The sequence below is a fragment of the Micromonospora sp. S4605 genome (genome assembly GCF_003176715.1).
In the GTDB taxonomy this organism is placed as follows: Bacteria; Actinomycetota; Actinomycetes; order Mycobacteriales; family Micromonosporaceae; genus Micromonospora; species Micromonospora echinaurantiaca.
In genome coordinates this window covers 26,377-42,872 of sequence record NZ_QGSW01000156.1, presented here as the reverse complement: position 1 = coordinate 42,872, position 16,496 = coordinate 26,377, and the positions used below count along the sequence as shown (strand labels likewise).

Annotated in this window: 18 protein-coding genes; 4 read left to right on the top strand and 14 right to left on the bottom strand. The window is 69.8% G+C overall.

What is annotated here, in order from left to right; all coding sequences use genetic code 11:
• Positions 1 to 197: 197 nt before the first annotated feature.
• On the top strand, positions 198 to 953 hold the full coding sequence (locus DLJ47_RS11295) for a HEAT repeat domain-containing protein (protein ID WP_146228073.1): 756 nt from the start codon (positions 198 to 200) through the stop codon (positions 951 to 953).
• Positions 954 to 1,002: 49 nt separating this feature from the next.
• On the opposite strand, the gene DLJ47_RS36780 is transcribed toward DLJ47_RS11295, so the two are convergent.
• Together DLJ47_RS36780 and DLJ47_RS36775 are read right to left on the bottom strand one after the other, a co-directional pair.
• A complete protein-coding gene (locus DLJ47_RS36780) occupies positions 1,003 to 1,908 on the bottom strand; it encodes a nucleotidyl transferase AbiEii/AbiGii toxin family protein (protein ID WP_233257780.1) in 906 nt (301 codons plus the stop codon).
• Between the two features lie 14 nt (positions 1,909 to 1,922).
• A complete protein-coding gene (locus DLJ47_RS36775) occupies positions 1,923 to 2,585 on the bottom strand; it encodes a hypothetical protein (protein ID WP_233257779.1) in 663 nt (220 codons plus the stop codon).
• A gap of 166 nt (positions 2,586 to 2,751) precedes the next feature.
• Here DLJ47_RS36775 and DLJ47_RS11285 point away from each other — a divergent pair, with 166 nt between their 5' ends.
• Positions 2,752 to 3,456 carry a DNA alkylation repair protein gene (locus DLJ47_RS11285; protein WP_199235788.1) on the top strand — a complete coding sequence of 235 codons (705 nt, stop codon included), beginning with the start codon at positions 2,752 to 2,754 and terminating at the stop codon, positions 3,454 to 3,456.
• Positions 3,457 to 3,514: 58 nt separating this feature from the next.
• On the opposite strand, the gene DLJ47_RS11280 is transcribed toward DLJ47_RS11285, so the two are convergent.
• The gene (locus DLJ47_RS11280; protein ID WP_109899988.1) at positions 3,515 to 3,874 is read right to left on the bottom strand and encodes a VOC family protein; all 360 of its coding nucleotides are present in this window, start codon (positions 3,872 to 3,874) and stop codon (positions 3,515 to 3,517) included.
• A gap of 115 nt (positions 3,875 to 3,989) precedes the next feature.
• Positions 3,990 to 4,361 carry a MerR family transcriptional regulator gene (locus DLJ47_RS11275; protein WP_109899987.1) on the bottom strand — a complete coding sequence of 124 codons (372 nt, stop codon included), beginning with the start codon at positions 4,359 to 4,361 and terminating at the stop codon, positions 3,990 to 3,992.
• A 64-nt stretch (positions 4,362 to 4,425) separates the two neighbouring features.
• On the opposite strand from DLJ47_RS11275, the gene DLJ47_RS11270 reads away from it, so the two are divergent.
• Positions 4,426 to 5,229 carry an aminotransferase class IV family protein gene (locus tag DLJ47_RS11270; RefSeq protein WP_199235787.1) on the top strand — a complete coding sequence of 268 codons (804 nt, stop codon included), beginning with the start codon at positions 4,426 to 4,428 and terminating at the stop codon, positions 5,227 to 5,229.
• A gap of 158 nt (positions 5,230 to 5,387) precedes the next feature.
• Here the strand turns inward: DLJ47_RS11270 and DLJ47_RS11265 are convergent, their stop codons facing one another.
• From DLJ47_RS11265 to DLJ47_RS11245, 5 genes are all read right to left on the bottom strand, one after another.
• The gene (locus DLJ47_RS11265) at positions 5,388 to 5,792 is read right to left on the bottom strand and encodes a DMT family transporter (protein WP_109899986.1); all 405 of its coding nucleotides are present in this window, start codon (positions 5,790 to 5,792) and stop codon (positions 5,388 to 5,390) included.
• A 38-nt stretch (positions 5,793 to 5,830) separates the two neighbouring features.
• Positions 5,831 to 6,151, bottom strand: coding sequence for a DMT family transporter (locus tag DLJ47_RS11260; protein ID WP_109899985.1), 321 nt, complete (start codon positions 6,149 to 6,151; stop codon positions 5,831 to 5,833).
• Between the two features lie 81 nt (positions 6,152 to 6,232).
• Positions 6,233 to 6,712 (bottom strand): MarR family winged helix-turn-helix transcriptional regulator, encoded by a 480-nt coding sequence (locus DLJ47_RS11255; protein WP_109899984.1) that lies wholly within the window; start codon positions 6,710 to 6,712, stop codon positions 6,233 to 6,235.
• 208 nt (positions 6,713 to 6,920) lie between these two features.
• A complete protein-coding gene (locus DLJ47_RS11250) occupies positions 6,921 to 7,910 on the bottom strand; it encodes a LacI family DNA-binding transcriptional regulator (protein WP_199235786.1) in 990 nt (329 codons plus the stop codon).
• A 469-nt stretch (positions 7,911 to 8,379) separates the two neighbouring features.
• On the bottom strand, positions 8,380 to 9,798 hold the full coding sequence (locus DLJ47_RS11245) for a non-reducing end alpha-L-arabinofuranosidase family hydrolase (RefSeq protein WP_342447632.1): 1,419 nt from the start codon (positions 9,796 to 9,798) through the stop codon (positions 8,380 to 8,382).
• Between DLJ47_RS11245 and DLJ47_RS36770 the strand changes: the two genes are divergently transcribed.
• Positions 9,791 to 10,030 (top strand): hypothetical protein, encoded by a 240-nt coding sequence (locus DLJ47_RS36770; RefSeq protein WP_233257782.1) that lies wholly within the window; start codon positions 9,791 to 9,793, stop codon positions 10,028 to 10,030. The genes DLJ47_RS11245 and DLJ47_RS36770 overlap by 8 nt on opposite strands.
• A 235-nt stretch (positions 10,031 to 10,265) precedes the next feature.
• Here DLJ47_RS36770 and araA read toward each other — a convergent pair whose 3' ends face one another.
• From araA to DLJ47_RS11220, 5 genes are all read right to left on the bottom strand, one after another.
• Positions 10,266 to 11,768 carry an L-arabinose isomerase gene (gene araA / locus DLJ47_RS11240; RefSeq protein ID WP_109899982.1) on the bottom strand — a complete coding sequence of 501 codons (1,503 nt, stop codon included), beginning with the start codon at positions 11,766 to 11,768 and terminating at the stop codon, positions 10,266 to 10,268.
• Positions 11,769 to 11,794: 26 nt separating this feature from the next.
• Positions 11,795 to 12,787 (bottom strand): galactofuranose ABC transporter, permease protein YjfF, encoded by a 993-nt coding sequence (gene yjfF / locus DLJ47_RS11235; protein ID WP_109899981.1) that lies wholly within the window; start codon positions 12,785 to 12,787, stop codon positions 11,795 to 11,797.
• Positions 12,784 to 13,854 (bottom strand): ABC transporter permease, encoded by a 1,071-nt coding sequence (locus DLJ47_RS11230; RefSeq protein ID WP_109899980.1) that lies wholly within the window; start codon positions 13,852 to 13,854, stop codon positions 12,784 to 12,786. Before DLJ47_RS11230 ends, yjfF begins: the two co-directional genes overlap by 4 nt.
• The gene (locus tag DLJ47_RS11225) at positions 13,851 to 15,392 is read right to left on the bottom strand and encodes a sugar ABC transporter ATP-binding protein (protein ID WP_109899979.1); all 1,542 of its coding nucleotides are present in this window, start codon (positions 15,390 to 15,392) and stop codon (positions 13,851 to 13,853) included. The genes DLJ47_RS11230 and DLJ47_RS11225 overlap by 4 nt, the downstream gene beginning before the upstream one ends.
• Before the next feature lie 87 nt (positions 15,393 to 15,479).
• Positions 15,480 to 16,472 carry an ABC transporter substrate-binding protein gene (locus tag DLJ47_RS11220; RefSeq protein WP_109899978.1) on the bottom strand — a complete coding sequence of 331 codons (993 nt, stop codon included), beginning with the start codon at positions 16,470 to 16,472 and terminating at the stop codon, positions 15,480 to 15,482.
• Positions 16,473 to 16,496: the final 24 nt, after the last annotated feature.

The following is a 16,496-nucleotide window of genomic DNA, read 5'->3' as shown; positions in this document are numbered from 1 at the left end:
CACCCGCCGACGCTACGACCCGCTGCTCTGGTCCATCCGCCGACGCCGCCACCAAGCCAGAGCCATGACCAGCCACTACGCCCGACAAGCCCTCATCGAGCCGTGATCACGATCCCCGGCTGGAGTATTAGCCGCGGCCCGCTGTCGCCGAAAAACTCGTCGTCCTTTCCTCCGCCCGGCCGGCTACCATCCCCGCGATGGCGGAGTTCGTGCACATCACCGGGGCGAAGTCGGCGCGACGCATCCAGCGCTCGGGAGTCGCCGCGCGCAGCCACGGGCCCACCGGTCGACGGGGCGTGTACTGCATGCCGGTGCTGCCATCGTTCGCTCTCACCTACCAGTGGGTGCGTGAGCTGCGACGCTGGCACCCGGGCGTGCTGGCGGCGGTTCAGCTACGACTGCCCGACGACGAGCCGGTGACCGTCGGCCACTACGGTGCTCCACCACGCCAGGCCACCGCCGCCCAGGCCGTGGCCGCCGTACGCGAGCTCGACGATCCGCGCGGCTACGAGGTGTTCGTGCCCCGCGCGATCACCACCGCCGAGATACGACGGATCCGTGACGTCCCGCAGGGCGTCGGTTGGCGATACCTGCCGGCAGCCCACGGTCGCCGGCCCTGCCCGTGCCCGGCCTGCCTTCCCCGCGGTGGGTACAAGGCAGCCAGGTTGCGCCGCCGGTTCCCCTACGATGAGCCGCCCCGGCCGAAGAGCGAGCTGATGGCGCGGCTGAGGGCGGCCACCACCGCCGACGACATCATCGACGTGCTCGGCGAGTTGGGCAGGGGCCGACGCGGCGGCGCCGAGGAGCTGGCGTACCTGGCCGACCATCCCGACCCGGACGTCCGCGACACCCTGGAGAGCGTCCTGCGGGCCTACCGGGGCCGGGAATCGCGGCGACTACGCGAACGGTTGGAGAGATCCTCTTCACCGACGTCAGACCCGGACAACCGCTGATCGGCAACCATCCACTCCCGCAGCCCTGAGGCCCCGGGAAGATGAGCGCTCACTCCGTGAACCCTCGCTCGAGCGCGAGGGCCAGTCGGCGTTTCCAGGCGGCGGCGTTGCCGGGCACGCCCGGGTACTCCCCGGTGAAGTTGTCCCAGTCGACGTCCCAGTCGAGGACCGATGCGGCGGTGAAGTCGTCGGCCTCGCGGCCGAGTTCCGGCCGGAGCAGGTCCCGCACGAGTCGCAGGTCCACGGTGGTGTGCTCGGCGAGCAGCGTGGCGTCGTAGAGATCCTTGCCCTGGGGGTACATGTCCGTCGCGAGCCACATCAGCTTCCAGGCCAGCGACTGCGCCGGGCCGGCTGCCCACACGGGGCGGTACACGCCGTCCAACCGGATCGTGACGGGTTCGAGGTCGAGGTGTTCGTTGAAGACGAAGTCGGCCTGCACGAATCCGGTCAGCCCGTCGTCGGTGGTGAACGGGATGACCAGGCGCCGTCCGTCGGCCCGTTCGTAGGTCCAGATGTCGGACGTCTCCACCAGATCAGGGTCGAGGCCGGCGCCCGGCCGGGCCCGCAGCGCGGACAGGACGCCGGCCAGCATCGCCTGGGCTTCGTCGCTGCGGATGCTCATCGAGAAGGGAGTCACGACGAAGTCGACGTCGCCGGGCTCCCGCGCGGCGGCGCCGAACCACGCGGACATCGTCACACTGCCTCGCAGGACCAGCTGCTGGGCCCAGGGCGTGTCGGCGATGACGTCGATCAGGTGGCACATGGCGGCGCGGCGGGCAGCACGCCAGCGTTGGCCGGTGCCGGGGTCGGCGAACACCGGCTCGCCCGCTCGGTAGGCGTTCACGTACTGCTTCAGCGCGGGATCGAACACGGCCCGCTGCCGTAGCTTGGGCCGGGGCGGCAACGGCTGGTACGTGGGCGGGTAGCCGGCCGCACCGGCGGACGCCGTGGGCATCGTTTCCTCCCTGGTCAGTGCGATCGGTTCGGTCCGGTCGGGGCGAGCCAGCCCGCGTCGAGCTCGATGCGGTCGTCGAAGACGACGTACTCCTGCTCGACGGTGACGATCTCCAGGCCGGCGCTCCGCAGCGCCGCGACGAGGTCATCGAGACGAGCCCGGGCGGTCGCGCGGCCCAACCGATGGCACCGTTGGGTGACGAACCGCTCCTGCCGCCCGTCATCCCGCGCCCGCCGGGCGTTGCGGGACAGCCGGGCGTCGTGCCGCTCCGCCACCGTCGATGCCGCCGCCAGCGCTGAGGCACCGGCGGGCAACAGCAGTTTGACGTGATGCTCGAAGTACCGTCCGGGCGGCTCGGCCGCGGCGTCCCCGTCGGTCACCGGCACACCGTCGCACCACGGCGCGGCCTCGACCTTGACCCGGGCGACGCCGAGACCAGCGGCCCGCAGCCGAGCCGCCCACTGGTCGGCGGTGTCGCGCTGGCGGTGCAGCGGGCCGGAGCCCGTCAGGGTGAGCATGGGCTGTGACGGCTTCTCGCCCCGGTCCAGGACCACGTGGGTGTACTTCAGGCCGTGCTCCTCGGCGAAGCCCGCCAGCTCGCCGGCGCTCCACTCGTGCACGGTGATGTGGATCTCGAAGTGGCCACTGACATCGTTCGGGAAGCCGTCGTCGGACACGCCGCTCACCGTACGATCCCGCTCGGCACGGCCGCGACCTGGATTCGCACCGTGCCCGGTGGTGGCCTGGCCGCGGTTCGCGGGCGCCGCGACGGTCGGCGCCCAACGCCGGCCCGGCGTGCACGACAGGAGGTCGACCCGCGACGTAGGCTGCATCCTGCGCCTGATGGACCAGGAGGCTGAGGTGGCCGGGACGACGCTGGACGGGACGACGGTGACCGAGGTGATGGCCGAGCTGGCCGCGCTCGAGGACCCGAAGGCACGCGAAGTGAACGAGAAGCACGGTGACGACCACGGTGTGAACCTCGGCAGGTTGCGCGCCCTCGCTAAGCGGCTCAAGACGCAGCAGGAACTCGCGCGGCAGCTCTGGGCGACCGGTGACACCGCGGCGCGCCTGCTGGCGATCCTGATCTGCCGGCCGAAGGCGTTCGCGCGTGACGAGTTGGACGTCATGGTGCGCGAGGCGCGCACACCCAAGGTGCACGACTGGCTCGTGAACTACGTGGTGAAGAAGAACCCGCACGCCGAAGAGCTGCGCCTGGCCTGGTTCACCGATCCGGATCCGGTGGTCGCGAGTGCCGGCTGGGCGCTGACCACCGAACGCGTGGCGAAGAAGCCCGAGGGCCTCGACCTCCCAGGTCTGCTCGACGTCATCGAAACGGAGATGCGAGACGCCCCCGATCGCCTGCAATGGGCGATGAACCACTGCCTGGCCCAGATCGGCATCGAGCACGCCGAGCACCGCGCCCGCGCGATCGACATCGGCGAGCGCCTGGAGGTGCTCAAGGACTACCCGACCTCCCCGGGCTGCACGTCTCCGTTCGCGCCCGTCTGGATCGCCGAGATGGTGCGCCGGCAGCCCGCCAGGTAGCCGGCGGCCGGTTCCGGGCACGTCGTCGATCGGGTCGGTGAACTCGCAGGCCTGACGGCTACAGCCACCTGGTCAGGTTGAGCATGTTGCCGTCGGGGTCGAGCACGTGCGCGACCCGCTGGCCCCACGGCATGTCGTTGGGCTGGCCCGGCACGCTGCCGCCGGCCGACTCGACCGTGGGCAGCAGCGCGTCGACGTCCGGGACGTCGGCGCTGAGGATGATCCGTACCGGTGCGCCGATCTGAGTGTCGTCCCGCTGCACCAGGCCGAGCGCGGTGTTGCCGATCCGCAGCTCGACGTAGAACTCCGGCCCCTCCTCGGGTACGCGCAGCGTCTGCGTGGCGCCGAGCACCGTCTCGTAGAAGCTGCGCAGGCGGGGCAGGTCGGGCGTGCTGACGACGGGTTGGATCGAGGTCATCGAAACTCTCCTGAACGGTCGGCTGTCACGAGGGCAGACCGATCAGCCCTCCGAAACTCATCGGTGCCGAGGAGTCCACGTGGTGGATCACGTCACGGAAGCCATGATCGTCGCGTCATCTGGAGGTTGATCGTGCGCCGGCCGTGCGGGCGGTGGTGGCGAGGAGCACGGCGAGAGCGGACCGGGCGTTCTGGAGCGTCGAGATCTTGTCGTCGAGGCCACGAAGCTGTTCCCACAGCGTCGGTGCCGCGCAGTGCTCCAGTTCCGGGCCCGGGCCCTCGACGCAGGGCAGCACCTCGCGGATGACGCTGGTGGGCAGGCCAGCAGCGAGCAACGCCCTGATGTGGCCGACCACAACCGGGGCGTCATCGGTGTACCGCCGGTGCCCACCTCCGACGCGGTACGAGGTGAGCAGTCCCTGCTCCTCGTAGTAGCGCAGGAGTCGCGGGCTGACGCCGGTCTCGCGAGCCAGTTCCCCGATCTTCATTCCCGTGTGACCTCCCTCATCCGCGCTTGAACCTCACATCGGTGTCAGATCCTACGTTTGCGATATGACCTCCTTCGTTGTTCAACGTAACGGCCGTGCGGCGACCGCCGAGGAGTTGACGCCGCTCGCCTTCGCGGGCTATGCCCACTTCACCGCCATGCAGGTACGCGGAGGCCGGGTCCGGGGCCTCGACCTTCATCTGGACCGGCTACGGCTCGCCTCGATGGAGATGTTCGGTCAGGCTCTGCCTGATGATCGGGTCCGCTCCTACCTGCGGACGGCGCTGAAGGCCGGTCCTGATGACCTCTCGCTGCTCGCCACGGTGTACTCGCCGGCGGGCGAGTTCACCGCGGCCCGGCCTGATGCGGAGCCGGAAGTGCTGGTCCGCACCGGGCCGGCCGCGTCCGGGCCGCCGGGCCCGCTGACGCTGGCGACGGTCGAGTACGAACGGGTCCTGCCGGCCGTGAAGCATGTCGGCGAGGTGGGGAAGACGTATTTCCTCCGTCAGGCCGTTGGACAGGGCTTCGACGACGTCGCTTTCGTTGACCGCCGGGGTCGACTCAGCGAAGGGTCGATCTGGAACCTGGCCTTCTGGGACGGCGCCACGGTGGTGTGGCCCGCGGCCGAGATGCTGGGCGGGACCACGATGGCCATCGTCCGCCGGCAGTTGGATCGCCTCGGTGTCCCCCAGCGCGTCCGGGAGGTCACCCTTGCCGACCTGCCGGCGCTGGCCGGGGCTGCGGTCATGAACTCATGGACGCCGGGTGTGGCGGTGCATCGGATCGCCTCGGTGCCGCTGCCGGAAGCGCCGTCCTTCCTGGCGCTGCTGCATCGGGCGTACCAGGCCGAACCGCCAACCGCTCCGTGAGTGCCGACCTGACCGCGGCTCAAGGCTGACGACCGGAAGGACCCCTCCAGACGGGAAATCTGGATGGGGCCCTTCCACCGCGGTCAACGCGATAGCTCACCACGGTCGACGAATGGCTCTGACCGAATTCGGCACAGACCCTCCGTTTCGCCATCCGCTCACTGCATGGCGCCAACCTGGGCCGCGGGCTGCCGCGCATCGAGCTTCGGGCTGTCGGCGAGCTTCAGCCAGACGACCCCGCCGATGATCACCGCCAGCCAGAGCGCGCGAACCGGGGTGAGCGACTCGGCGAAGAACACCGGGCCCAACAGCGCCGCCCCGACGGCACCGATGCCGGCCCAGACTGCGTAGCCGATTCCGACGTCGATGCTCTTGAGTGCCACGCTGAGGCAGAACAACGTCAGGAGGAAGAAGACGACAGCGGAGATCGACCAGCCGAGGACGCTGAACCCCTGGCTCCCGCCGACACTGAGCGCGTAGCCGACCTCGAATGCGCCGGCGAGGAGGAGCACGAGCCAGGGGCCGGCCTTCTTCGAGTCGTTCATGGTTGTCGTCACGGTCATCGAATCAGTCCTTCGTGTGTGGTGTGGATGGGTGCGGGTCACGCGGCGCCGCTGAGCTGCAGCCCGACGACGCCGCCGATGACGATGAGGATGCCGAGCGCCTTCTTCCAGTTGAGGCGCTGCGAGAGGAAGAGCGCGCCGACGACCACGATGCCCACGCCGGCCACGCTGGTCCAGATCGCGTAGCCGACACCGACGTCGAAGGTCAGCAGTGCGAGGCTGAGGAAGAAGGTCGCGATCGCGCCGCTGGCCAGGGTGGCGATGGTCCACCACAGGCGCGTGAAGCCCTGCGCCTTGCTGGCGAAGAGGCCGACCGCGACCTCGAAGATGACGGCGATTCCCAGATAGAGCCAGCTCACGATGATCCTTTCGTCGTATCTGCTGCATGTACATGCATATTTCGGGACCTGACCGGGCTGCGACAACACCCAACCGACCCACTAGGAAGCGAGCAGGCGACCGATGTCGCCCAGGGCTTGGCCCAGCTGCCGCGCGTCCAACTGCGGGAAGTGCACTCCGACGTTGCCGAGAAGTTCCCGCACCCGCTGCTCGTAGGGACCCCGCACCTGCTTGAGCAGAGCCTCACCCTGCTCGGTGATGACCGCGTACACCCCGCGCCCGTCGTCCAGGCAGATGTCGCGGCGCGTCAGGCCCTTCGCCTCCAGCCGGCTCACCAGCCGCGTGACGGAGCTCTGGTTCAGACCGACCCGTTGGGCGAGGTCGTTGACCCGCAACTCCTTGTCGGCGGCCTGACTGAGGTACACCAGCGCGCGGTACTCCGTCAGGCCAACCCGGTAGGCGTCCGTGAGCCACCTGCCCAGACTCGCATCGACCGCGGAGGCGAAGGCCGCGACCTGCGACCAGGCCGAACTCACGCCACCCGCAGGGGTGACTCCGGGGGTCGATGACTGCATGTGCATGCAGCTACCGTAGCACAGTGCCGTGGCATAACAACACCACCGTCCAGATCGGTCGGTCGGCGCTGTCGCCCGGCGCCGACCGCATCCTCAGGACCGCAGACCGTAATGTCCACACCGGACCCGCGGCACCGCTCGGCGGCCGGACGGTGGATCACCCGCGTGGGGCCTCGTGCCTGGCGGACCTGACCTGCTGACGCGGACCGCCGGCTCAGCGACGCGGCGGGGCGCCGACGCTGCTGCGCGGAATGAGGGTCGGTGCGATGGTCTGCCTCAGCGGGCCGACGACGTCCGACTCGAGCTGGGCCAGCAGCAGCTCCAGGCTCGCCCGACCGACCGCGGCGAAATCGGGCCGCACCGTCGTCAGCGGCGGGATGAAGTAGGCCGCCTCGGGTACGTCGTCGAAGCCGACCACGCTGATGTCGTCCGGCACCCGCCGGCCGTGCTCGTGCAGGGCCCGCAGCACACCGAGAGCCAGGTGGTCGTTGGCGGTGAAGACCGCGGTGACCTCCGGCATCCGGGCCAGCATCTGCCCGCACCGGTACCCGGCCGCCGCGGACCAGTCCGCCGGCACCAGGGGCGGCACTTCGGCGCCGGCCATCTGCAGGGCCGCCTGCCATCCTTCGATCCGCCCGGCGCTGTCGAACCAGTCCGACGGCCCGGACACGTGCCAGACCGTCCGGTGCCCGGCGTCGAGGAGGTGCTGCGTGGCGGCTCGGGCACCGGCGACCTGATCGACCGTCACCAGGGGAACCGGCCTCCGGGGATCGCCGTCGACGGTCACCAGGGGCACGTCGTGGGGCAGCCGTTCGAGGGCCTCCCCGGCCGACTCGACGGGGGCGATCACCACGATGCCGGCGACCCGGTGCGCCAGGTGCCGCTCGACCGCGGCCGAGATCGACCGGTGATCGAGGTCGCGCACGCTGCCGACGCTGACCGCGAAGCCGACCTCGGCAGCGGCCTGTTCGAGGGCGGCCAGCAGCGAGGCCGGGCCGTAGAGGGTGGTGTTCTGTGCCACCACGCCGATCACCTGGGATCGGCCGGTGACCAGCGCGCGGGCGGCGCGGTTCGGCCGGTAGCCGAGTTCGGCGATCGCCGCCTGGACCCGCAGCCGGGTCTGTTCGCGCACGTTCGGGTGGCCGTTGAGGACCCGGGACACCGTCTGGTGGGAGACGCCGGCGAGGCGAGCCACGTCCGTCATCGCAGGACCGCGCACGGCCACCTCACTCTCCCCACGTGCCTGTGGCGACCGCCCCAGGGCCGGCATCGGCCGAAACCGGCCGGGTGGCGCGAATCGCTCACGCAGCCGCCACGGCGGTTCTTCCGAGCGGCCGATAATTGATCGCCGACAGTCTACGCCAGCGGTCCCGCCGGCCCCGGTGCGGCCGAACCACCGGAAGTGTGTCCGTTTCCGAAGGCCGGAGAATTGACGGGTACCATTTTCGTCGCGCTGTCGGCGCGGCACGGGGGCCGATTTACGGTGCCTTTCCGAAGCAGCGGAAAATGCCAAGGAGAGCGCCCGGCGGCGGTCAGTGGGCGCCGCCCGCCGTTGACCGACCACCGGTGGCGCCGAGCCGGGACGACCGGGGACCATCGACCGCCAGACCGGGTCGGCCGGGCCGTCAGGCGGGGCCGGCGCCCCCACCCGGAAAGCGGGGGCGCCGGTGCCATCAGCAGGTCGAGTTGGTCTGCGTCAGCAGACCCATCCGCCAGGGCAGCGAGATGTACTCGCCGCCGGCGCTCGGGTCCTGCCCCTGGTAGAGGAACTGCAGCCGGCAGGGGTCGACCGGCACGGTCTGGTCGTTGCCGGACCGGATCAGCTCACCGTGGCTGAAGTCCTGCGTCCACGCGGTCCCGGAGAACGTCACATTGTTGCGGTGCGCGAACGGGTTGGGCTCGGTGGCCAGGTGCGGCGTCCAGGAGCCGTTGAGGCTGCCGGACGTGAACGACCGGTACCAGCGGCGGCCGTTGGAACCGATCGCCTCCTGGAGCAGCAGGTACTGGTTGCTGCCCGCCACCTTGTACACAGCGGTGCCCTCGAACAGGTTGAACGCGTTCGAGTCACGCAGCGCGAACTGCGTGTTGCCGAACCCGTTCGGGAAGTTCGCCAGCGTCGTCTGGGACCGGTAGATGTTGCCGTTGTCGTCGCTGGAGAACAGGTAGCAGTTGGCGGTGTCGCAGATCATCCAGAAGTCGAGCCAGGCCCCGTTGCCCTTGTTCTGGGTGACGATCGCCGGCTCGCTGCTCATGAAGTTGCGGGGCGTCGTCCAGGACCGCGGGTTGCTCGGATCGGTGCTGGTCGAGTACGTCGGCAGTCCGGTCTGGTAGACCATGTACCACAGGTTGTGCGGGGCGAAGTAGAAGATGTGCGGCGCCGCCCGGTAGCCGCGCCCGATCGGGGTGGCGGTGTCGAGATAGGTGTGCGTCGCGGCGTTCGCCTGCGGCCAGTCCGGGAACGAGAAGTGCACCAGGTTCCAACCCTGCGAAGGGCTGGCCGTGGTCGCGTACACCTGCCACGCGTTGTTGTGGCGCACCACCGTGTAGTCCTTGATCGCCCGGACGTCCGGGTGGGCCGCGTCCGGCTTCGGACCGGCGAGGACCCCGCTGGAGTTCCACCGGATCGACGACGGCAGGCCGGCACCGGGGTTGCCGGAGTCTCCGACGCGTACGAGTTGCCACTGCTGGTTGGCCCCGCCCCAGTCGTCGTACTGCACCACGTTCGCCCCGTCGGCGGTCGAGGCGCCCTGCACCTCCAGCGCCTTGTTCGAGTTCCGGTTGATCAACCGCACCTGACCACCGGCCGAGTCCGCCAACCGGAACTGCTGGTTGGTGCCGTTGTGATCCGACCACTGCACGATGCTGGCACCGTTGGCCGTGGAGAAGTTGTACACGTCCAGCACCTTGCCGGAGTGCCGCGACTTCAACCGGTAGTAGCCACCACCGGAATCCACGAACTGCCACTGCTGCCAGTTCCCGTCGTTGCGCGACCACTGCGTGATCCGCGCCCCGTCGTTCGTGGCCAGGTTGTACACATCCAACGCCTTACCGCTGTTGCGGTTCACCAACACGTACCACGCGTTGGTGTCCACCGTCGCCGCCGACGCCGGCGACGCGGCCACCGCCACGAGCATGCCGCCCACCATCACCGCCGCGGTGGCGGCGGCGAGCCGGGACGACCATCTACGGCGAGGTGGCACGGCCCGGCTGGGCCCACCGATGGCAACCATGATTCTCCTTCGAGATCAGGAACTGGAAACGGATCCGCTGGCCGTCATCCGGGACACCCGGATGACCCGGACTCGTCACGCCCTCGCGCTGTGATCGATAACAAGCATGCCTCTGCCCAATGAGGCGCTCGATTCCCCGCGATCACAGGAGGCCATCTCGGGCCCGGCTAGCCAAGATGGACGACCGTCCGCACATAGACTGTGAGCGATAACACGACGATAGTCAAGATGGTCTATGGCCGGGCTTTGGCTGCCACTTCCCGACGTCCCGACGACGTCGCAGCGCGGCGCCTGGGGCCGGCACGGGCCGGCCCCAGCGGAACGGGGGCTCAGAACCCCCGGGCGAGCCGGTGGTACGCCTGGCTCCAGCGGATCTCGTCGGCGAAGCGCCGCGGGTCGGTGTCAGCGTCGATGACGACCAGTTCGGTGCGGGTCATCTCGGCGAGGTCGTGCAGCTCCTCCACGCCGACGGCCTGCGACAGCACGGTGTGGTGCGGGGCGCCGGCGGTGATCCAGGCCTCCGCCGAGCCGGCGAGGTGCGGGCGGGGCCGCCAGACCGCCCGGGCCACCGGCAGCCGGCGCAGCGGGTGCGGTGGTGTCACCACGTCGACCTCGTTGGCGACCAGGCGGAAGCGCTCCCCCATGTCCGCCAGGCCCAGCACCACCGCTGGCCCCGGTGCGGCGTCGAACACCAACCGGACCGGATCCTCCCGGCCACCGATGCTCAGCGGGTGGATCTCGACGCTCGGGGTGTCGGCGGCGATGGTCGGGCACACCTCGAGCATGTGGGCACCGAGCACCAGTTCCTCGCCCGGAGTGAGGTCGTAGGTGTAGTCCTCCATGAACGACGTCCCGCCCTCGACCCCGACCGCCATCGCCTTGAGGGTGTGCACCAGCACGGAGGTCTTCCAGTCGCCCTCACCGCCGAAGCCGTAGCCGTCGCTCATCAGCCGCTGCACGGCGATTCCGGGCAGTTGGCGTAGCCCGCCGAGGTCCTCGAAGTTGGTGGTGAAGGCACGGAAGCCGCCCTCGTCGAGGAAGACGCGCAGCCCCAGTTCCAACCGTGCGGCGTAGCGCAGGGAGTCGTGGCGCGGCCCACCCGGGCGCAGCTGCGGGTCGACCCGGAACGTGTCGTCGTACTCCTTGACCAGGTCGTCGATCTCCGCCTCCGCCACCTGGTCGACGACCGCGACGAGGTCGTTGACGCCGTAGGTGTTGACCGACACGCCGAAGCGCAACTCGGCCTCGACCTTGTCGCCCTCGGTCACGGCCACGTCGCGCATGTTGTCCCCGAAGCGGGCCAGCCGCAGTGCGCGCATCGCCGACCAGCCCAGTGCCGCGCGGGACCAGGCGCCGACCCGCGCGATCACCCGCGGATCGCTCACGTGGCCGGCGACGGTCTTGCGGGCGACGCCCAGCCGGGTCTGGATGAAGCCGAACTCGCGGTCGCCGTGCGCCGCCTGGTTCAGGTTCATGAAGTCCATGTCGATCTCGTCCCACGGCAGCAGGACGTTGGCCTGGGTGTGCAGGTGCAGCAGCGGTGTCTGCAGCGCGTCCAGGCCGGCGATCCACATCTTGGCCGGCGAGAAGGTGTGCATCCAGGCGATCACCCCGACCGCTCCCTGCACGGCCGCGTCCCGACAGGCCTTGAGGATGTCGGTGCTGGAGGTCAGGACCGGCTTCCAGACCACCCGGACCGGGATGCCCGGCGAGGCGTCGAGTTGCGCGGCGATCTGCCGGGACTGCTCGGCGACCTGTCGGAGGGTGTCCTCGCCGTACAGGCCCTGGCTGCCGGTGAGGAACCAGACCTCGGGTTCGGGATGCGTTGCCATGGAGTTGCCTTCCGCGAGAGGGGCGGTCACTTGAAGCGGATGCCGATGAGGCGCTGCAGGAGGATGAAGGCGAAGAGCAGACCACCGATCACGATCCGGGTCCACCAGGAGTTGAGGCTCCCGTCGAAGGTGATCAGGGTCTGGATGACGCCCAGCACCAGCACGCCCAGGACGGTGCCGAAGACGTAGCCGGACCCGCCGGTGAGCACGGTGCCGCCGATGACGACGGCCGCGATCACGTCCAGCTCCATGCCGACGGCGATCAGCGGGGCGCCGGAGAGCGTGTAGAACGACAGCAGGATGCCGCCGATCGCCGAGCAGAGCCCGCTGACCGTGTAGACGGCGATCCGGGTACGGCCCACCGGCAGGCCCATCAGCAGCGCCGACTGGGGGTTGCCGCCGATCGCGTACACGGTGCGGCCGAAGCGGGTGTACGCCAGCACGTACGCGGCGACGAGGACGACCGCGAACGCGATGAGCACGCTGACCGACACGAAGTTCCCCCGTGGGTCACCGATGCGCTCCTGCGACGCCGCCGTCCAGAAGCCGTCGGTGATGGGGATGGACGCGTCGCTGATGAACGTGCACATGCCCCGGGCGAAGAACATCCCGGCGAGGGTCACGATGAACGGCTGGATGTCGAAGAAGTGGATCGCGCAGCCCATCAGGAACCCGAGCACCGGCCCGATCAGCAGGGCGATGACGAGTACCAGGGCCGCGGGCCGGCCGTCCCGGAGCAGGGCGGCCGACACCATCGCGGTCATCGCGACCACCGAGCCGACCGACAGGTCGATGCCGCCGGTGAGGATCACGAAGGTCATGCCGACCGCGACCACGAGGAGGAAGCCGTTGTCGATGAAGACGTTGAAGACGACCTGGATGTTGGAGAACGCCCGGTATTGGGACACCCCGACGCCATACATGACCAGCAGCAGGGCGAGGGTGGCCAGGACCGGTACGTGCCGGCGGGACAGCGTGGGCCGCCAGGCGCGACCGGTGGTCAACGAGGTGCTGCTCATGCCGGCACCTGCTCCTTCTCGCGCCGCCGCGGCGCCGGCCGTGGCGGGCCGCCGCGCCGGCGCCGGGTGAGCGTGGCCCGGAAGGCCGGCGACTGGATGAGGCAGACGGCGATGACGACGACCGCCTTGAACAGCAGGGACGTCTGCGGCGAGATGTTCATGGCGTACACCGTGGTGGTGAGGGTCTGGATGATCAGCGCGCCGAGGATGGTGCCGCTGAGCGAGAACCGGCCGCCGGCCAGCGACGTGCCGCCGATGACCACCGCGAGGATCGCGTCGAGTTCCACCCAGAGGCCGGCCGCGTTGCCGTCGGCGCTGGAGACGTTGGCGGTCATCATGAAGCCGGCGACGGCGGCGCAGCCGGCGCTGACGACGTAGACCAGGAAGATGGTGCGGCTGGAGCGGATGCCGGCCAGTCGGCTGGCCTCGGCGTTGCCACCGACCGACTCGACGATCAGGCCGAGGGCCGTGCGCCGGGTGAACGCGGCGACCAGCAGGGCCGCCGCGAGGGCGATGACGATCGCCAGCGGCAGGGTCAGGACGTGCCCGAGCCCGATCGCCCGGTACGGGCCCGAGTTGATGGTGATGATCTGGCCCTCGGTGATGAGCTGGGCCAGGCCCCGACCCGCCACCATCAGGATCAGCGTGGCGATGATGGGCTGGATGCCGATGACGGCGACCAGTACGCCGTTCCAGGCGCCGAGCACGAGCGCGGCGCCGACGGCCAGCGCGAGCGCCGTGGACACGGTGGCGACGCTGTTCTGGTCGGGCGCCTCGCTGATGTGGAGACAGGCGATGGCGCCGCTGATGGCGCAGAGCGAGCCGACGGACAGGTCGATTCCGCCGGTCGCGATGACCAGGGTCATGCCCAGCGCGACCAGGATCAGCGGCGCGCTCAGCCGCAGGATGTCGATCGGGGTGCCGTAGAGGTGCCCGTTCTTGATCTCGATGGCCAGGAAGCCGGGACGGTGGATCGCGTTCGCGGCGATCATGACCACCAGCACGAGCGCGGGCCAGAACAGGCGGTGGCCGGTCAGCGGGCGGAGGCGGTCGGCGACGGTGTTCATCGGTCCACCTCCGCACCGCCGGCCCCACGGGCGATGGTCTGCATGACGCGGTCGGCATCGAGGGTGTCGTCGTTGTCGAGCTGGGCCACCATTGTCCGGTCGCGCATGACGGCGACCCGGTGGCTGAGCCGCAGCACCTCCTCCAGTTCGGCGGAGATGAACAGCACCGCCATGCCGCCGTCGGAGAGTTCCAGCACCAGCTTCTGGATCTCGGCCTTCGCCCCGACGTCGATGCCGCGGGTGGGTTCGTCGAGGATCAGCAGGCGCGGCTCCGTGATGAGCCAGCGGGCCAGGAGCACCTTCTGCTGGTTGCCACCGGAGAGGTTGCGCACCGGCAGGTCGGGGTTGGCCGGCCGGATGCTGAGCGCTCTGATGTACTTCTCCACCAGCTCGTCCTGCCGCCGCCGGGGAACCGGTCGCAGCCAGCCGCGGGCCGCCTGCATCGCGAGGATCATGTTCTCGCGGACGGACAGCTCGGGGATGACGCCCTCCGCCCGGCGGTCCTCCGAACAGAAGCCCACCCCGCGGTCGATCGCCTGGACCGGGCTCCGCAACGACACCCGCCCGCCGTCCAGCGTGACCTGCCCGTGGTCGGCGCGATCAGCGCCGAAGAGCAGCCGTGCCACCTCGGTGCGGCCGGAGCCGAGCAGGCCGGCCAGGCCGACCACCTCGCCGGCGTGGATGCGCAGGCTGAACGGGGCGACCGCACCCTTGCGGCCCAGCTCCGCGACGTCCACCAGCGGTGCCGCGCCGGACCGGTTGGCGGCCGTGCGCTTCTGCTGCTCGTCGAGGCGCTCCAGGACGTCGAGCTCCTTGCCGATCATCTTCTCGACGAGGCTGAACTGCGGCAGCTCGCCGGTCCGGTACTCCCCCACCAGGGCGCCGTTGCGCAGGACCGTGATCCGGTCGGCGACCGCGTAGACCTGGTCGAGGAAGTGCGTGACGAACAGGATCGCGATGCCCTGGTCACGGAGCTGGCGCATGATCCGGAACAGCTGCGCCACCTCGCCGGCGTCCAGGCTGGAGGTCGGCTCGTCGAGGATCAGCACCCGGGCCCGCACGTCGATCGCCCGGGCGATGGCGACCATCTGCTGCACGGCCAACGAGTACGTGCCGAGCTGCGCGGTGACGTCGAGGTCGAGGTCGAGCCGGGCCAGGAGCTCCCGCGCCCGCCGGCGCATCTCCCCCCACCGGACGGCGCCCAGGCGACGCGGCTCCCGGCCGATGAAGATGTTCTCCGCCACCGACAGGTTGGTGCAGAGATTGACCTCCTGGTAGACGGTGCTGACGCCGGCGGCGGCCGCCTGCATCGGGCCGGCGAAGGCGACCTGCTCACCGGCGAGGGTGATCGCGCCCTCGTCGATGTCGTAGACGCCGGTCAACACCTTGATCAGGGTCGACTTGCCGGCGCCGTTCTCGCCCATCAGGGCGTGGACCTCGCCGGGAAACAGCCGGAAGTCGACGTCGTCGAGCGCCCGGACTCCCGGGAAGGTCTTGCTGATCCCGGTCATGGTCAGGACCGGAGGGCTACCCGTCATCCCATCAGACCTCTTCTGGATGGTGTCGGTACGGAGTCGAGCGACGAGGCGGGGTCGCCGCCGGTCGGACGGCGACCCCCGCGTCGGTCAGTACTTGCGGTTGGGCAGCGCCTCCTTGGCCTGCTCCTGGGTGAAGGTGGTCTCCTCGGTCTCGATCCGGGGCGGCACCGCCTCGCCGGCGTGGACCTTCTTCACCAGGTCCATCAGCTGTGGCCCGAGCAGCGGGCTGCACTCCGCGATGAAGTTGAACTTGCCGTCCGCGAGGGCCTGCATGCCGTCCTTCACCGCGTCGACGGTGATGATGACGATGTCCTTGCCGGGCGTCTTGCCCGCCGCGGTGATCGCCTCCAGGGCGCCCAGGCCCATGTCGTCGTTGTGCGCGAAGAGCACGTCGATGTCCGGGTTGGCCTTGAGGAACTGCTCCATCACCTGCTTGCCGCCGGCCCGGGTGAAGTCACCCGATTGGGAAGCGATGATCTTGAGGTTCGGGTTGGCGCCGATGGCCTCGGCGAAGCCCTTCTTACGGTCGTTGGCCGGAGCGGACCCGGTCGTGCCCTGCAGCTCGACGATGTTCACCGGCCCGGTGGCGTCCTTGGTGTTCGCCACCAGCCACTCGCCGGACAGGCGGCCCTCCTTGACGAAGTCCGACCCGAGGAACGTCTTGTAGAGCGTCTTGTCCGGCGAGTCCACGGCACGGTCGGTGAGGATCACCGGGATGCCCGCGTCCTTGGCCTCCTTGAGGACGGTGTCCCAGCCGGACTCCACCACCGGCGAGAAGGCGATCACGTCGACCTTCTGCTGGATGAAGTTTCGGATCGCCTTGATCTGGTTCTCCTGCTTCTGCTGGGCGTCGTCGAACTTCAGCTCGATCCCCGCCTCGGCGGCGGCTTCCTTGATCGAGGTGGTGTTCGCCGTCCGCCAGCCACTTTCCGCGCCGACCTGGGAGAAGCCCAGGACGATCTTGTCGTCGGCGCCGGAACCGCCGCCGGTGTCACTGTTGCCGCAGGCCGCCAGGCTGCCCGCGAGCAGCACCGTGGCGACGGTCGCGATGATGGCGCGTGCTGTTCCCGTGGTTCTCATCGGTTCTCCTCGGGGGTTGGGTCA